This is a genomic window from Ravibacter arvi, from assembly GCF_039540405.1.
In the GTDB taxonomy this organism is placed as follows: Bacteria; Bacteroidota; Bacteroidia; order Cytophagales; family Spirosomataceae; genus Ravibacter; species Ravibacter arvi.
On the sequence record NZ_BAABEY010000002.1, the window covers coordinates 133859 to 151685 of the forward strand.

At 52.2% G+C, this 17827-nt stretch carries 11 protein-coding genes and 1 riboswitch; of the genes, 6 read left to right on the plus strand and 5 right to left on the minus strand.

Annotated features, from left to right (window positions below; all coding sequences use genetic code 11):
- Nucleotides 1-6 precede the first annotated feature (6 nt).
- From ABD852_RS02105 to ABD852_RS02125, 5 genes are all read left to right on the plus strand, one after another.
- Nucleotides 7-1881, plus strand: a complete 1875-nt coding sequence (locus tag ABD852_RS02105) for a tetratricopeptide repeat-containing sensor histidine kinase (RefSeq protein WP_345026350.1) — start codon at nt 7-9, stop codon at nt 1879-1881.
- 95 nt (nt 1882-1976) lie between these two features.
- On the plus strand, nt 1977-2612 hold the full coding sequence (locus ABD852_RS02110; RefSeq protein ID WP_345026351.1) for a response regulator: 636 nt from the start codon (nt 1977-1979) through the stop codon (nt 2610-2612).
- Nucleotides 2613-2728: 116 nt separating this feature from the next.
- The gene (locus ABD852_RS02115) at nt 2729-3652 is read left to right on the plus strand and encodes a hypothetical protein (RefSeq protein ID WP_345026352.1); all 924 of its coding nucleotides are present in this window, start codon (nt 2729-2731) and stop codon (nt 3650-3652) included.
- 20 nt (nt 3653-3672) lie between these two features.
- Nucleotides 3673-4614, plus strand: a complete 942-nt coding sequence (locus ABD852_RS02120) for a hypothetical protein (RefSeq protein WP_345026353.1) — start codon at nt 3673-3675, stop codon at nt 4612-4614.
- A gap of 23 nt (nt 4615-4637) precedes the next feature.
- Nucleotides 4638-5999 (plus strand): hypothetical protein, encoded by a 1362-nt coding sequence (locus tag ABD852_RS02125; protein ID WP_345026354.1) that lies wholly within the window; start codon nt 4638-4640, stop codon nt 5997-5999.
- Between the two features lie 33 nt (nt 6000-6032).
- On the opposite strand, the gene ABD852_RS02130 is transcribed toward ABD852_RS02125, so the two are convergent.
- Together ABD852_RS02130 and ABD852_RS02135 are read right to left on the minus strand one after the other, a co-directional pair.
- A complete protein-coding gene (locus ABD852_RS02130) occupies nt 6033-6410 on the minus strand; it encodes a YdeI/OmpD-associated family protein (RefSeq protein ID WP_345026355.1) in 378 nt (125 codons plus the stop codon).
- Entirely contained in the window at nt 6407-6835 is a 429-nt protein-coding gene (locus tag ABD852_RS02135; protein ID WP_345026356.1) for a VOC family protein, read from the minus strand. The genes ABD852_RS02130 and ABD852_RS02135 overlap by 4 nt, the downstream gene beginning before the upstream one ends.
- 267 nt (nt 6836-7102) lie before the next feature.
- Between ABD852_RS02135 and ABD852_RS02140 the strand changes: the two genes are divergently transcribed.
- A complete protein-coding gene (locus ABD852_RS02140; RefSeq protein WP_345026357.1) occupies nt 7103-8125 on the plus strand; it encodes an LLM class flavin-dependent oxidoreductase in 1023 nt (340 codons plus the stop codon).
- Nucleotides 8126-8194: 69 nt separating this feature from the next.
- On the opposite strand, the gene ABD852_RS02145 is transcribed toward ABD852_RS02140, so the two are convergent.
- The 3 genes from ABD852_RS02145 to ABD852_RS02155 form a co-directional block, all read right to left on the minus strand.
- Nucleotides 8195-9538, minus strand: a complete 1344-nt coding sequence (locus ABD852_RS02145) for a voltage-gated chloride channel family protein (protein WP_345026358.1) — start codon at nt 9536-9538, stop codon at nt 8195-8197.
- A 36-nt stretch (nt 9539-9574) separates the two neighbouring features.
- Nucleotides 9575-9641, minus strand: a riboswitch (Fluoride riboswitch).
- A gap of 34 nt (nt 9642-9675) precedes the next feature.
- Nucleotides 9676-10437, minus strand: a complete 762-nt coding sequence (locus tag ABD852_RS02150) for a helix-turn-helix domain-containing protein (RefSeq protein ID WP_345026359.1) — start codon at nt 10435-10437, stop codon at nt 9676-9678.
- Nucleotides 10438-11032: 595 nt separating this feature from the next.
- Complete coding sequence (locus tag ABD852_RS02155) at nt 11033-17212, minus strand: DUF8202 domain-containing protein (protein ID WP_345026360.1); 6180 nt, start codon at nt 17210-17212, stop codon at nt 11033-11035.
- Between the last annotated feature and the right edge of the window lie 615 nt (nt 17213-17827).

Consider the following 17827-nt stretch of genomic DNA (forward strand, 5'->3'; position numbering starts at 1 on the left):
CCCCCAATGGCCAAACTCTCCCTGTCGCTTCTTTGGCTGCTGCTTCTGAGTGTTGCCTGCAGGGCTCAGCTGCGGGTAGATTCGTTGGTTCAGGCCCTTGAGAGGGGGGGTGAAGATACCAACCGGGTCATTCTTTACCGGATGCTTACCGGGATTGTGGCGAATACCACGCCTTCCGAGGCGATACGTTACGGGAGATCGGGAGTGGAGTTGGGGAAAAAACTGGGCTATGTCCGGGGGGTGGCAGGGTGTTACCTCAACCTTTCGTTTGCCTATGGGGCGGCTTCCCGGATTGATTCGGGAATACTGTACGTCGATTCGGCAATCGTATGGTCAAAAAAGGCCGGTGAACCGGCGCGTATATCCCTGGCCTACCTCAACCGGGGCGACTTTCAAATGCAACTGCGGAACCTCCGGACAGCCCTTGCCGATTGTGATACTGCCCTGCATTATGCCGAGCTGGCGAATAGCGACGACCGCCGGGCGCGTATTTTGCAGACGCTCGGATCGGTGTATTTTGCCCAGCAGAACTATCCGGAAAGCGGGCGGTATTACCTGCGGGCAGCCGGGCTATACGATCGCCTCGGCAATAAAAAAATGGCGGCAATCGTAGCCAGTAACCTGGGCAATATCGACAAGCGTATCGGTAATTATGATGCCGCGATCAGCCAGTTCAATAAGGCGCTTTCACTGGCGCGGGAGGCCGGGGACGAAATCAGCCTGGCCATGTATTACGGTAACCTGAGTGACGCATACCTGTCGGCCGGGCAGTATGAGAAAGCAGAAGAAAGTGCAAAACTGGGTATGCGGCAGGCAGTCAGACAAGGTAACGAGGTACAGCAGGCAAATATGTACAACCACCTTGGGCAGGTTAGCCTGCATCGCCGGAACTACGCCGAAGCCATTGCCGCCGGGTTGAAGTCCTATGCGATTACGGGAGACAATGCGCTGACCGAGGCGCAGCATGCAGCGGCACAGGCCCTGGCGGAGGCTTATTCGGCCACAGGAAACCACAAAGAAGCCTATTTCTACCTTCAGAAAAGCGAGGCGTTGCATGACACGCTCACCAGGCAGAAATACGATGAAGATATTGCAGCACTGGAAACGTCGTTCAAGGTAAGAGAGAAAAACAACGAAATCGAGCTGCTCAATAAGAACCGGGAACTGCAGGAACAGCGGCTTTACCGGCAGCAGTTCGTCGTTGCAGCGGCGTTGCTATTGCTTGCACTCGTGCTGGCAGGGATTTTTTTACTGGTAAGCAGGCACCGCATGCGGCAGCGTATGGCTGAAATGGAATTACGGAATGCCATTGCAGCTGACCTTCATGATGAGGTAGGCAGCTCGCTCAGCAGCATTTGTATGTTAAGTGAAATGGCGTCCGGAACACGGGCGGATAGCCGTAATGAAATCCTTGAAAAAGTAACGACCTACTCCCGGGAAACCATGGAAAAAATGGGTGATATTGTCTGGATGATCAAACCGGCCGGTGATGACGGGCTTGATCTGCGGGAAAGAATGGAGCGTTTTTTGTATGAAATGTGCGGCAGCAAAGGAATAGCCGCCAGTTTTGATGGCGACCAGCTCCAGCTTCCGAAACTGGATATGAACAAAAGAAAGGCGCTCTACCTGATTTTTAAAGAAACAGTGAACAATGCTTTGAAGTACGCTTCTGCAGCCACCATCAGCGTGAGTATTCGAAGGAACGACGAGACGATCGTACTAAAAATAGCTGATGACGGCGCAGGCTTTGACCTCCTTACGGTCCGTAAAGGGAATGGGTTGGCCAACCTTGAGAACCGGGCCAGAGAGGTGGGCGGCTCTGTGACGATCACTTCCGCACCAGGCAAGGGGACAACCGTAATTTGCCTCATTCCGGGGTAAGCTGCCAGGTGGACCGGGCGCATTATCCGTTTCACCCCATTTCGCGATAGTTTCATACGCGTATAAGTATGAAATTTGTAAAAAAATAGCCGGCAATGATACGGGTTGCGATTTTTGAAGACAACATACACCTCCGCGATACGCTGCGGGTTTTGTTGGATACGGCGGAAGGTTTCTCCTGTACCGGCAGCTATCCCGGCTGTGAGGATATGCTGGTTTCACTGCGGGAGATCCCTTGTGACGTGGTGTTGATGGACATTGAAATGACCGGTATGAACGGCATTGAAGCGACCCGGCTGATCAGGCAGCATTTCCCTGCCGTACAAGTGCTGATACAGACCGCTTTTTTTGACGACAACTATATTTTCAATGCAATTTGTGCCGGCGCTTCCGGGTATGTGCTTAAAACCACTTCGCCGGCGGGTTACCTGGAGGCGATAAGCGATGTGAAAAATGGCGGCTCTTCCATGAGCCCCGGTGTCGCACGCCGGATGCTGGAACTGTTCCGGGATAAAATGATACCGGCGTTGCCGGCCGATTACCAACTGACTGCCCGCGAAAAAGACATACTCAAGATGCTGGTGAAGGGAAAAAGCTACAAGATGATTGCTGCCGATCTGTACATTTCACTCGATACGGTAAAAACCCACATCCGGAATGTGTATGCCAAGCTGCACGTTAATTCCGGGACAGAGGCGGTGGCAAAGGCCATCCGGGACGGGCTCGTATAGTGCTGATCCGGAATTGCGCATAGCCGGAAAACCAAGGCCGCGGTATTCCTCAAATCACCCGTTTTCGCGATGGCGCGCGATCCCTGCAACCGGTAGCTTTGTTCAAAAAAAAGCGTATGAAAAAGCTATTCCTGATACCGGTTTGGGTGGCTGCCGTTACGCCCGGGCTTTTCGGCCAGGGCGTGGGTATCGGTACCCTGACACCGCATACCAGTGCTATGCTGGACGTGCAAAGCACCGAAAAAGGGTTTCTCCTACCCAGGATGACGGGTGCACAACGACAAGCCATCGCATCACCGGCCGACGGCCTGCTGGTGTACGATACCGATGCACAAAAACTTTTCCAGTTCCAGCAGGGAACGTGGCGGTTCCTGATCGACAACAGTTTCTGGGCCCGGTCCCCCACGCGGCAGCGCGTTTACAATGCTTCCGACAGTATCGGGATCGGCACAGCGGCGCCGTCAGAGAGGCTGCATGTGGCCAACGGTAACGTGAGAGTGTCGGGAGGGGATATAAAGCTAGACCTGGGGAATATCCAGATGAACAAACCCGACGGTACCCTTCAACTTCAGGCGGCCGGAGAAAATAAGGGGTTTGTACAACTGTCAGGACATGATCTGAGGTTGGGGACCAATGCTTCCAACACGGATGGAACAGTCATTATCCGTACCCAGGGGGCCGATCGCGTAACGATCAGCGAAGCAGGCCTGGAAATGACCGGCAACGGGAAGTTGATGCGGTCCAATACGGCCTCCAACAACCTGCTGCCGGCCTGTTACGGCCAGGTCAGAGAGGATGGGTCCGTTATTTTTTCGACGCCGAATGCGTCCGTAAGGCGAAATTCGGAAGGGACCTACTATGTCACTTATCCGGGCATGACGATAGAATCGGTCGCGTTGATTACGCCCCGGGATTCAAATGTAAGGGTATATACGGGGTTCAACCCGAATCCGGGGGGTGGTGTATACATCGAATTCAGCAACATCTCAACCAAAGTCAGGCAGGATGCTTCTTTTAACTTCCTGGTGTTTAATCCCTGACCCTATCCGCTGCCGTTCCTATGAAAAGAGTATTGGGAATTTTGCTATGGCTGCCATTGGGCTGCCTGGCGCAGCAGGGCGTATCGATCGGTGCAAATGCACCTGTCGCCAGCGCCATGCTCGAAGTTAAAAGTGTAACCAAAGGTTTTTTACCCCCGGGTATGTCGGAGGCACAACGGGCCGCCATAGCTTCGCCCGCTCCCGGGCTGATGGTTTCCGAAACCGGCTACCGGCGTTTGTTTTTGTATACCGGCACTACCTGGCGCTATCTTCTCGACCAGAGCTATTGGCAGCAATCATCGGTAAAGAACCGGATGTATAACTTTTCCGACAGTATCGGCATCGGGAATGCCGCCCCAACGGAAAAGCTACATGTTTCAAATGGTAATCTCCGTGTGCTCTCCGGCAATATCCTGATGGATAACAGCGATTTCCTGGTTAACAACCCTACAGGAAGGCTGCAATTTCAGAGTGCCGGGGAGAACAGCGCCTTCGTACAACTATCGGGAAACAACCTCCGCTTCGGGACCAATGCCGGAAACAGTTCAGGGGAAACCCGTTTTATGACCGGCAACACTTACCGGCTCTGGACAGACAACGGAGATCTGCGCATGAGCGCTTCCGGGAAGGTGACCAGGCTTGAAACCGGAGACTATGACCTGGTTCCCTATTGCTATGGCCTGGTAACGGCCGATGGCGCAATTTCCAGCGGTACCGGGAATTTCCAGGTAGAAAAGTACGACAATCTGGGAGAAATTGAATACCGGATCCGGGTAGAGGGGCTCTCATGGTCAACGGGGGTTACCGATGCGATCATCATCCTGACATCGAGAGAGTTGTTCAGACGGCTGGCGTCTTTCGGTCGATACGACCCGAATGCGGGATATTTCCGAGCCAAATTCTGGGATTTGGAAGATCATTCAGAAGCTGCTGATTTTCAATTTTTAATATACAGGAAATGAAGATGCCGGGAATTAATAATAGGATGATACGATACGTCCTGGTCGCTATTGGCACTTATGGCGCGAACAGCGGTGCTGCCGCTCAGAATGTGATCAGGATACAGGCGGGCACAACGCTGGGGACAGGCCCGGGCGCTGTGATTTCGCTTTTCGACACAGATTTTAACAACGACGGCACTTTGTATGCGCCGGCAGGAAGCGGCAGGATCGTATTTGCCGGAACGTCGGATAACGAGATAACCGGTGCCAGTGTCACGGATTTTAATGATCTGGAAATCGCTAAAAGTGAAGGGCAGTCCGTATTGCTGAAACAGAAAATAAACATACGGAACTCCATCCGGTTCAACGGCGGGCTTCTCAGGCTGGGCGGGCAGGTCATTACCTTGCTGGGCAATGCGACCCTGCAGGAGGAGTCGGAAAGCAGTCGCATTACCGGGGATCAGGGCTATGTTCAGATCAGTACGAAGCTGAATGCGCCGCAAGCCGCGAATCCCGGTAACCTGGGGGCAACGGTCACCTCCGCCGTGGACCTCGGGCTTACCACCATCCGGCGCGGGCACGGGCCGTTGAAGGTGAGAGACGAGGCTTCAATTAGTAGGTACTACGACATTAACCCCACCAACAACGCGGCGCTGAACGCTACCCTCCGTTTCCATTATTGGGATAGTGAATTGAACGGCAACAAAGAAGATGAGCTCGGCTTATGGAAAAGTTCCGGGGGCGACGATTGGGTTGCGCAAATTGGTTCGGTTAAAAACTCTGGCCTCAACTGGCTGGAACTGGCCGGGATCGGCAGCTTTTCCCGGTGGACGGCCAGCGACGCGGCAACCTCCCTGCCGGTCCGGTTTTCCGGTTTTGCTGCCGCCTGCTATTCAAATACAGTTCGTCTTACATGGGAGACGGTATTGGAGATCAATGCCGCCCGTTTCGAAATATTACGCAGCCCGAATGGCGATCAATGGGACCGCATAGGGCAAATCACCGTCCGGGGAACTGAAACAGGGAACGGTCGTTACTCCTTTTCTGACCCGGAATCGGGCAATGCTTATTACCGGATTAAGGCGGTAGACCATGACGGCAGCACCGGTTTCACCGGAATTGTAAAAGCGGCATGCGCTACGGCCGCCCGGTTGTGGAAGGCAGGACCGAACCCGGTCAAAGACAAACTGTCGGTTTGGATGGGACCGGCCGGACGCGGGAAAGTGTCGCTGCAATTGCATGATCGCCAGGGAAGGCTTGTCAAAGCCACGCCTGTGGGGGACCTTGCCGATAAGCACGTAACAACCCTGGATATGAAAGATATTCCTGCCGGTGTTTATCTCCTGACAGTCATTTTTGCTGACCGGGCAGCGCCGGAGGAAACCATGACCATTGTAAAGGAGTAAATAGACCTCGCCGGCCAGGATACGGTCACTTCGTTATGCATTGTTCCACAAGCCTTTTTCCCTGGCGATGTCTATCATGCGCTGTCCGCCGGCGGTCATAAGCTTCTGCTCAATCATTCGTTCCGCCCGTTGAATATTGGGCAGGCTCCACTTGCTTTTTTTGGGGTTGCGCATGGAAAAAGTGAGATAATAACTCTCGTGGTCTCTTTTTTTGCAGAGGCTGTCAATCCAGCCAAAACAAAGCGCTTCTTCGGTCGCTTCAATAAGATTAACGGAAGGGGTCTGGCTTTTTTTATGGAACAATATGAGCCAGACCGATTTTTCGCGGTCGCTGTTTTCCTGCAACCATGTCCGCCATTCGCCGCGGTCTTTGGCGTATATCGCCATTTTCCCGTCCTTGGTCTCCATCATTTATTTTTTTGATTTTCTTCGAATATATCCAGGTAGTGCCGGTTGGTCATGATGCCGAATATATTGCCGAAAGGATCGGTGACCGAGGCGGTTACAAAATTACCTTTGCCGCCGCTATGATCGGTAACCGGCAGGTGCAGTTTCGCACCGTGGTCAACCAGGTGTTGAAGCGATGCCTCCAGGTCGTCCACATGCCAGTACGCAATTTCGCCGGCAGGCTTCTCCGGGATTGCGCCCGGCGCATAACGCGCATCGATAAACCCCAATTCCTGTTGGTAGTCGCCCAGGCGAAATTCAAAATAACCGGGTACACTGAAGTATGGGGCCATACCGAAAAGCTCGCTGTACCATTTCTTGGCTCCTTCATGATCGACTGCGTAAAAATTTATAGTGGCGAGCCCCCTTACCTGAAATGCTGTTTTCATATGTGTCAGTTTTAACTATCTGCAACAAAGGTATCCGGGTGATGTGACAACCCTATGTCAGGATAAAAATACGGATTTTTTTATTGGATATCAGATATGAGGCATGAGGTATGAGGGGTGGGCCAAAGGACGAATTGGTGCAGGGGGGCTGAAGGGAAATACACCGGTTGCTACCTATTAAATTTATTTCTTTAAATTAGGCCATCCATAGTGGCTCACACCCCACCCCTCACCCCTCAAACCTCACAACTAACACCTCACCGCTACATGAAAAAAATCGGTTTTTTATCATTCGGTCATTGGGCCAACCATCCTTCCTACCAGGCGCGCACGGCGGGTGATACGCTGAGGCAGTCGATTGATCTGGCGGTGGCCGCGGAAGAAATTGGGCTGGACGGGGCCTATTTCAGAGTACATCATTTTGCGGCCCAGCTGGCATCGCCATTCCCCTTGCTTGCGGCTATTGGCGCCAAAACGAATACCATCGAGATCGGAACAGGGGTGATTGATATGCGCTATGAAAACCCGTTGTACATGGTGGAAGACGCCGGAGCGGCCGACCTGATTTCGGAAGGACGGTTGCAGTTGGGCATCAGCCGGGGTTCTCCGGAGCAGGTCATAGAGGGTTGGCGCTATTTTGGCTACGAACCGGCGGAAGGAGAAACCGATGCCGATATGGGGCGTCGTAAAGCGCTGGAGTTCCTCGAAAAATTGAAAGGTATCGGTTTTGCGCAGCCTAACCCGTACCCCATGTTTCCTAACCCGCCGGGTTTGCTACGCCTCGAGCCCCATTCTGAAGGACTTCGGGAACGTATCTGGTGGGGAGCCGCTTCCAATGCCACCGCCGTTTGGGCGGCCGAGAACGGCATGCACCTTCAAAGTTCCACCCTGAAGTACGATGAAGGCGGCAAGCCCTTTCACGTACAGCAGGCTGAGCAAATTCGACTTTACAAGGAGGCCTGGAAGAAAGCAGGGCATACCCGCGAACCGAGAGTGTCGGTGAGCCGTTCTGTTTTTGCGCTGGTAAATGACCAGGACCGCTACCTGTTTGGGGGCGAATCCGGCCGGGGCGATAAATTCGGTATGATTGAACAGGGTAAACGCGCTGTTTTCGGAAGAAGCTATGCCGCGGAACCCGACCAGCTCATCAAAGAGCTTGCCGGAGACGAAGCGATCCGGGAGGCGGATACCCTTCTTTTAACCATCCCGAATACGCTGGGCGTGGATTACAATGTTCACATATTGTCTTCCATACTGGAACACGTGGCGCCCGGGTTGGGGTGGAGGTAGGGGGGATCGGAAATCGGAAATCGGAAATCAGAAATCGGAAATCGGAAATCGGAAATCGGAAATCGGAAATCAGAAATCGCTAACGCGCCGATTTCCGACTTCCGATTTCCGACCTCCTTTCTTCACTGAAGAAAGCGGCATTCCTTCTTCGTGGCGGTATTGCAGGTGTTTGGATTGTCCTATAACCTGGGAGCCGTAGATCCCGCGATGGCCTGAAAAGTAATACGAAACCACGCAGGCCATTGCCACGTAAGCGCCCGATTCGGCGCCAAACAGTTCAATGGCCATGAAGGTACAGGCGAGCGGAGTATTGGCCGCGCCTGCAAATACGGCAACAAATCCCATGCCGGCCAGTAAACCTGTTGGTAGAGGGATGAAATAGGAGAGGGCATTGCCGAGTGTGGCCCCTATGAAAAAGAGCGGCGTCACTTCGCCGCCCTTGAAGGCCGCGCCGAGCGTGACACAGGTAAAAAGAATTTTTAGCGCAAAGTCGTAGGGTGGAAGTTCGCTGTTGAATGCCTCAACAATGGTCGGGATACCCAGACCAATGTACCGGGTAGTTCCCAGCAGGAAGACGGCTGAAGCAACAATGATCCCGCCGATTGCCGGGCGCAGCGGTGGAAAAGCAATATACTTCCTGAAAAACCCGCCGATGGCATGGGTGAGCGTGCTGAAAATAACTGACGTGATTCCGAAAGCCGCGCCTGCCAGAATCGTCCAGAGCAGGTTGACGGGTGAAAGGCCCGGAACAAGCGGGATGTGATAATGGGTATGACCAACGTTCCAGGCGGTGGTGACGAGGTCAGCAAAAAGAGCCGACGCAAAGGCTGGAAATAACCCGTCATATTGCAGCCGGCCGAGAAAGAATACTTCCAACCCGAAAATTGCTCCGGCCAGTGGGGTACCGAAAACAGATCCGAACCCCGCGGCAATACCTGAAATAAGAATTAACCTGCGGTCTCTCGGGCGTAGTCCCAGCATGCGGGTGAACTGGTCTGCAATCGACCCGCCGATCTGCAATGCTGTCCCTTCGCGCCCGGCAGATCCGCCGAAGAAATGCGTCGCTATCGTTCCGATGAGGACAAACGGCGCCATCTTGAAAGGAATAATCCCGGAGGGACGATGGATATTGTCCAGCAAAAGGTTGTTCCCTTTTTCTACATCCTTGCCCCAGTAGTGGTAAAGGCAGCCGATAGCCAGGCCGCCGAGCGGTAAAAAAGCAATTACCCAGGTATGTCCTTCCCGCCAGTCAGTGGCCCAATCCAGTGAAGCCAGGAACAGTGCGGAAGCGGATCCGACGAAAACCCCGATAAGGGCCGAAAGCATCAGCCATTTGACTAAAAAGAAAACAATAGGGAAACGCCGGAAACCGGGAGCAGCAAAGCGTAAAGCGCGACGATAAAATGATGACATAAAATACCTATTAGTACGCCATTCGGGAGGCGTATAGTTCTAACAGGCGCCATCAGCCCGATAGGGGCGGTTGGGTCAGGAAGACACCATTTCCTGTTTTCTGCGAAGTTACTTAAATCCGCGTTGATTAGATCACTTCAATCCCGTTTATTTCTGAGGCGCTTCACTTCCATGGGTGTTTTCCCAAACAATTTACGGAACTCCCTGCTGAAGTATTTGCTGTCTTCGAACCCGACCGCGGTCGCCACTTCATTTACGGAATAAACACCGGTCTCCAGCAATTGCATTGCCCGTCTCATACGGATTGCCTTGACAAATTTGTTCACGGTTCCTCCCGTCAGCACCCGAAGTTTGCGATAAAGAACCGAAACGCTTAAGCCGATCTGGAAGGCCATTTCGTGGACGCCGAAATCGGGGGATGAAATATTGTCATGCACAAGCTGTCTCAGCTTTTCGAGAAAGGCGCCACCCGGCTCATCCGTTCCGGCCTGAACAAACATGTCCAGCAAATACTGACCGTATAATGCTTCCCGCATCCGGAACAGGTTCTTGATTTTCAGGGCCAGCACTTTGCTGTCGAAAGGGGCCAGGATATAATCGTCTGCTCCTGCCCTGAACCCGTCGATCTCAAGGGCCGGCGGACCTAGTAAAATAATGGAAATGTGGCCGGTAGTGGGGTCTGATTTTAACTTGGTGCAAATCGACAGTCCATCGGGCCCGGGCGAAAGCAGGTCGCAGATGATCAGGTCGGGGTTGAGCTGACGGATCCGGGCAAATCCTTGTTCGCCACCGGTACCATCTACCAGGTGAAAGCTTCTACCCAATACCTCTCTCCCGAAATCATGTAAGTCTTTTTGGTCCGAGATTATTAAAATAACTCTTTTGTATTCCGATTTCATGACACTTTACGCGTACATACATTCATGGGTGCAAAACAAAAATACAGGCTCCGTATGGCGTGATAATTCGACATAGTAGTCGGTTTAATTGCATTGATAGGGGCCAGTTTTTAGCGTGATAATTTGACAGGTTGTGTCGAAATAATTTTATGCAAATGACACATACAAACCTAGCAGACAAAATTTCTGCCGCCAACGGGTAAGCCGGGTAAATTGATCATTCATACGATATTCCTACCAAATAGACAAGACTTTCTTATGCGGCTTGCTATACGGGATAAACCCAGTGGCCTTCCTTTTATCGGATCTTGCTTAATCGTCTGATATGAAGTGCATTCCTGAAGGTTCCGGGGCTAAGCTCCAGAGATGGATTATGCTGGGGATACACCATTTTCGAAGATGATTTACACCCATTTTTTAAAAACGGGCACTTAAGAAGAGTAGTTTGATCTAGGGGGCTGTGAAGAGAAAGTAACGCGCTTGATAACCGGCAAATGTATGCCTGATACGGGGCTTTTAAACTGACAGGAGGGCTGGAAGAAAAACGGGATCCAAAAAATTTGGATCCCGTTTCGAATTATTGCAATTCGTCAGATTAGTTTACCGCAAATGTTCTGCTGTGAACTTCTCCGTTTGCGTAGGTAATCCGCAGTACATACACACCGGTACGCAGGCCGCTGATATCCACTGAATTTCCTGATTGAGCCGTCTTCAGAACTTCCACACCGGCGATATTGAATACCGAAAGTTTGAAAGCACCTGATTGCGGTAAGGTCAGGAGCAGTTTCCCGTCGGTTACCGGGTTAGGATACACCACAAGTGCTTTTTTCACAGCTTCGAAACGAAGTGCTTCAATAGCGCTGTAGATATGTGATCCGTCAGCATCCAGCTGTTTCAGGCGATAATAGTTGATTCCCCGGACAGGCGCTGCATCAGAGAAGTCGTAAGTCAGCAACCCTTTGCTATTGCCTCCCGGCGTTTTAGCGCCCACAAAGCCGATTGCCTGCCATGAACGTGCGTCGGCACTTCTCTGGACTTCAAAGCCCTGGTTATTCACCTCTTCCGAAGTAGCCCAGGTCAGGTTAGCCCCGTTTCCTTCTTTGGCCGCATTGAAGTAAGCCAGTGTTACAGGCAAAGCCGAGCCTTCGGTAGTCGACAGGTACACGAACGAAGAGAACGCAGTGAGGTTGTGGAATTCGACATAGTTGATACCGTCTTCAACACCACTGGCATCAGGCGTGATCTGAACAGCTTTCGCTGCCTCAAGCTTGCCGTAAGCGTACACGTTGGCGATTACCTCTTCTGCTGTACCTTCATACTTGAACCATCCGGTTACCAGGGCTGCCGGCACCTCGGTGTCCGCCATTTCCGATGCGCTGTAGTAGATCCGTACTTTCCCACCCGTAAACGCTGACGCGGAAGCGTCTGTAACGGTAGTAATGCGCGGCATCAGCTTGGTCATCTTGGTACCCTCTTCGTAGGTCACACCCTCGGGCGTTACCTTTACAGTGAGGTTGTCCAGAATGGTCGACGAAAGATTGGAAGCTGCAAAGAACTTCTGTGTAGCATCAGTCGTATTGCGGTAATACGTCCATTCGCCAGTACCGCAATTGTCGTTGTACTCGTTGGATTCTTCTACTACACCCGGCAGATAAACGGTACCCGTTGTGATCGGGGTTACTTTACCAAAGGTGAAGTAGCTGGCTCCGTTCGGGAACGCATGAACCGCTTCGTAGTCCGTGCCGTTTTCAGTCAAAGGAACCGCGGTTACATTGCTTGTGAACTCTGCGTTAGAAGCGAAAATGATCACATAGCCGGCACATGCATCGTTGGTCAGTGTAGTGGTTCCGACCGATGCTTTCGGGAAACGGATCAGGGTCTCCCCGGATACATTCGTGTTTTGTACCTTCCAGATACGGTTCATACGACGGGCATTGTTGATGCTGCCCGCGTATACAAACGCAGTATAGGTACTGGCTGTGTTGGTCATGGCCTGCGTATTGCCGTTATCACCCCACACGAGGAATTGCCCGTCGGCAAGCTGGTTGGTGTTTTCGGCGTTCGTCCCGGCGATGCCGCCCAACCCGATGGTTACCTGGTTGTTCGTATTGGCATGCTGATTCCGGCTTTGCTTCTGATGCAGGGCCGAGCGGAAGTCGTTGCCGATACCTGCTATGTTGTTGTGGTAGGCTGCATTGGCGGTAGCGTCCCATATAACCGCATTCGCGGAAGTGGTGTAGTTGCTGCCGGCAGCCATTGTTACACCATACTTGATAGCCAGGTAGCTGTCTACTTTGTTACGGTCGGTAGCCGATACGGCACCCGCGCCGTAAATGATCAGTTCACCGATGTTCCCGACAAAGCCACCGTCATCACCCAAAGTAACATCACCGCTGTTGGAGCCGAAAACATGGCCCCCGGTTACTTCACCTATGGCTCCGTGTGCAAGAGGCGTGCCTGTTGCGCCGCCGTTGAGACCTTTCGCGATCGAGACATCTTTGAACGTATAGTACATGATGCTCGGGCTGTTACCTGAAAAGTCGGGGTTTCCACCGCCCAGGTAGCCATTGACCAGCAACGATCCCGTATTGTTTCTTCTTGCGATCGCGCTATTGGCATACAGACCCGGTGAATCCCAGTTGGAACCGTCAAACGTAGTGTTGTTTCTACCGATGTTGAAGAACCGGCCACCGGCCATCGACTCTTTTGTGGCTGTGAAAATATCGAAATCAAGTGCGCTAAGCGTTCTTTCCGTGATATTTCCGAGCTTTTGGTTCGTAGCGGTAAAATTAAGACCCGGGTTGAAGTTGAAGTAATCGGCAGCACCCGTTTTGAACTTCGGCATGTCGGCATCTCCCACTTGCGTAGAAATAACCCCGCCGTTAAAGTCAGCCCATTCAGAAGCATCTGTTCCCTCGCCGAGTGATTCTACGTCATAGTCGGCTCTGTACCAGTGGGTGAGGTTGTTGGTGATCCCGCCCGGGCCTTGTACAAAGGCTGCGAATGTAAAATAGCTGCCATTTGCCAGCGTTACATCGGCGTAAGCGTATTCCTTGCCGCCAATTGTTATGGTAGAAGACATCTCCGTAACGGCATCAGACAGATCAATCACGTCATCGCTACTTTGAACCAGCTTCAAATTAGCTAATCCTTTTGCCCATGCTACGCGTACGGTTCCGACCGACGCCGTGTTTTGTACTTTCCAGATGGCTGCGAAACGGTTGTAAGGCAAACCGGAGATGGTTCCGAAAGCAACAGTGGGTCCTTTTGCCAGGCCGTTATCTCCCCATACGAGGAACTGCTGATCGGTAAGCATAGTTGCATTGCTTGCATTGTCGTCTGCCAACCCTGTTGTACTGATCAGTACTTCTTTGGAAGAGTTGATGCTCCATGATTGTTTCTGGTTCAGTGAACCGTGGTCATCTCTTACAATACCGGCGATGTTCTTGTTGTAGCCGGTATTGATTGATTGATCCCAGAATACGGTCGTTCCATTTGCTGCAATATAATTATGCGGCAGGGTGATACCGTATTTGATCGCCACGTAGCTGCGGACCCGCTGTTTCTCTGGTTCGGTAAGATCCCGCTCGTAAGCGATGGTCTCGCCGATCAGGCCGTTTCTTGATTCGCCCTGGGCACCGAGTACGCTACCGTTGTTATGAAGAGCGTTTCCGGCCGTAACATTGGTGTTTACCTGTGCGAGCTCGCCATTCTGACCGTATTTGATACCGCCCGATCCGATTGTGAAAGAGGCATCATTCAGATACAATTTGTAGGACTGCACCTTGGCACCCGGGTTACTGTAGGGATACAAAATCGGGTTGGAGCCCAAAGTGGTGTAAACCGGGTTGTTCGCCTGGGTAGGAGCTGCCCCGGTCGTAGTGCCACCAAAACCAATGACATCGGCATAACCGCTCACGGAACGGTTGACGAACGCCGTGAACAAAGTACTGGCAGTACCATTTGCCGAATATGGCTTACCGGCTGGAACTACCATAAAACGAGCGTCCCCACCCGTTGTACCGAAATCAACTGCAGGGTTAAAGTTGTACAGCTTGTCGGCTACAAACGGCTGGCGGGTGCTGTTTGTCTGGGTGTAGTTGTTGGCATTTCCGGACAAATCAGCCCACGATTCCGGTGAGAATCCTGCATCCGAACGCAACCATACGCGAAGGTTCAGTGCAACACCACCCGGACCATTCAACTGGGCTCCGAAAGTAAAGTACTGTCCATTGGCAAGTGTCACGTCCGCATAATTGTAGGACACGCCATTTACCGGCGTTGTGTTGGAGGTCATCAGCGTAGAAGCTCCTACTGTAGTAAAAGCAGGATCGCTGCTCTGGATCAAGGTAAGGTTGGTTAACCCGGCGGGCCATGCTACTCTTACCGTCCCGACGCCGGAGGTATTCTGTACCTTCCATACGGATGCAAAGCGGAAATTAACCCCGGAAACACCAGAAATAGCCACCGCCGGAACTTTTCCAAGACCGTTATCTCCCCAAACCAGCGATTGGCCGTTTGACAGCGCATTGCCATTTAACGCGTTGCTGGCAGCCAAACCGGTTGTGGCAATCAGGACCTGGCTACCGCTGTTGATACTTTGCGACTGCTTTTGGACCAGGGCACTTCCCTCATCGCTTGCGATACCGGCAATGTTTTGATTGTAACCACTGTTGGTCGTCTGGTCCCAGATAACCGTGGTACCGTTGCTGGCGATGTAGTTGTGCGGCAGTGTAATGCCGTACTTAATGGCAGTGTAAGTCCTTACACGCTGTTTTTCTGCTTCGGTCAGATCTCTTTCATAAGCAATCACCTCGCCGATCAACCCGTTCCTTACTTCGGGTTGCGAACCCAGTACACTACCGTTTGCATGCTTCGAGTACCCGGCTGCAAAGGTCTGATTGTTTGAACCCGTTGTACCGTTCTGGCCATACTTAACACCGGCCACGCCTACAGTAAACGAAACGTCGTTCAGGTAGAGCCTGTTGGCTACAACGGCCGGAAGGGCCGGAGAAGAATCCGAATAGGGGTAGTTAACCACGTTGACACCCAGCCTTGTTAACACAGGTAAATTCGCATTGATCAGGCTTGCGGTGGTTGTGGTGGCGCCAAACCCCAGAATGTCGGCGTACCCGCCGAGGCTTCTGTCCAGGTTGACTGTGAAAACGGAGCTGCTGGTACCATTGGCCGAGTAAGGCTTACCGGCGGGCACCACCATAAAGCGGGCGTCGCTGCCTGTTGTTCCGAAATCAACTACCGGGTTAAAATTGTAGGACTTGGTTGCGGTAAATGGCTGACGACTAGAATTGGTCTGGGTGTAGCTGTTTGAATTACCGGAATGATCATACCATTCGCCCGGCGCAAAGCCCGCGTCGGACTTAAGCCAGACCCTGAGGTCGGTAAAGACACCGCCCGGGGCCGCCACTTTGGCCGCAAAAGTAAAATACTGACCGTTGGCCAGCGTTACATCCGCATAGTTGTAGGTAACACCATTGATTTCGGTTTCATTGGCCGACATATTCGTGACAACATCAGACGAGTTGATTACCGCGTCTGAACTCTGGATCAGGCTGAGGTTCTGCAGGTTTTTTACCCAGGCCACGCGAACGGTACCTACGTTCCCGGTGTTCTGCACCTTCCAGATGGAAGCGAACCTGTGGCTGATGCCACTGATACCGGAAATGACTACGTTTGGCGATTTAGCCAGGCCATTATCCCCCCAAACCAGGAACTGACCGTCGGTCAGTGACGCAGTGTTACCGGCGTTGGTTGCGTTCAGCGTGCCGGTACCGATCAGAACCTGTGACCCGGGGTTGGTGCTCCAGGACTGTTTCTGATGCAGGGAGCCATTGTTGTCGCGACCGATACCTGCGATGTTGTTATGAGAACCTGTATTTGCGGATGCGCTCCATACCGTGTTTCCGGCAGAATTCTTATAATCCCGGGTTCCGGCGGCATAGGTGGTTCCGTATTTGATGGCCAGGTAGGTCTCTACACGGTCCATCTGGTCTGAAGTCAGCTTGTCTTCAAACACCATGACCTCGTTCAGCTGACCGCTGAATGCACCATAGTTGTTATCGGCCCCGATCCGGAAATCACGTGCTCCGGTGCTCAGGTTGGCGTTATACAACTCACTTGCCGAATAGTCGGTGCGCGTACCGTTCAGTGAAACGGTAGCGGCCGCATAGCTGGCGTTGGTACCTGCACCGTTCTGCCAGCCCGAACCTGCTGTAAAGAAGGTGCTTTTTGTCATTGACGCGGCGCTCAGACCCTGGTAGCCCGGCCCGCCGGTAAAGAAGAGAAGCTTGGTGTTGCTCCCGAAAACATGAAGCCCGGGATAGTCCATGGTTGCGTGAAAACCCGCAAACCCGCTTTGCTTCAGGTTGTTCACGTACCCGGCGGCATAAATGGAGCCGTTGGCGCGGTCGATCAGGTTTACACCTGCCCCGGCCGTGAATTGCAGGAAGTCATTGCTCCCGTCAAAGGTAACAGTAGGGTTAAAGTTGGCCAGCGCGGAGCTGTTGGAAAACACCGGCCGCGCGCTGGATGTGGCCTGCAACAGGTTCTGCCCGTTTCCCCGCGCTTCATTCCATTGCTGGACCGTTGCGTTGTTGGAGGCGACAGTAGTACCCGCATCAGAAAACACTGAGTTGGGGGCATCGGCCCGGTACCAGACGGCCGGCGAAACCCCACCGGGCGTTTGAGCCCGGGCGCCCAATCCCGCGAGCATTGCTGAGGCAAGCGCGGCAGTGGCAACTAGTACATTTCGTTTCATAAAGTTGTTTGCATTAATTAATAAAGAGTTTGTACTTTTTACGTGGTTTTTTATTTAATCATGTGAATATTTGGGGTTAATAGTTTGAAATTAGGAGTACTTTATGCGGTTGTCTGATCATTGTCCCTCAATACCGGGAGGGCACAATTGTCCCACCCGGGAGTTGGTTCCCGTTTCCCGAAAGGCTTTGCCTTATCTCGATCACAGTTCAGTTGTGCAGCATGTCCATGGAATTGGATAATCCATGGTTACATAGGCCGGGTATTTAGAAAAGGAAATTGACGTGACAGATCATAACGTGTATCATGATTTCCCATAGCCATAGCGACAGGAATTTGTTTTATTAATAGTGAAGACGATTTTCTAATAATAGAGATGTGACAAATATCCCAACATAATTCTATTGGCGTAGTAGAAAATTTTGGCTAAATGGTGTGGCAATTTTGTCATTAATACGTAAGAGGTCATTTTAAAGGCTTTGGGAAGAAGAAGTAGGATGACTTGCAGCCCTGCTGATACATCGCACGATGCAGTCGTAAAAACCTGTTCCGGGTAGTTGATTATGGATTCCCCGGGTAAGCCAAAGGAGTGGTTGATTAGATGGATCTCTTGTTA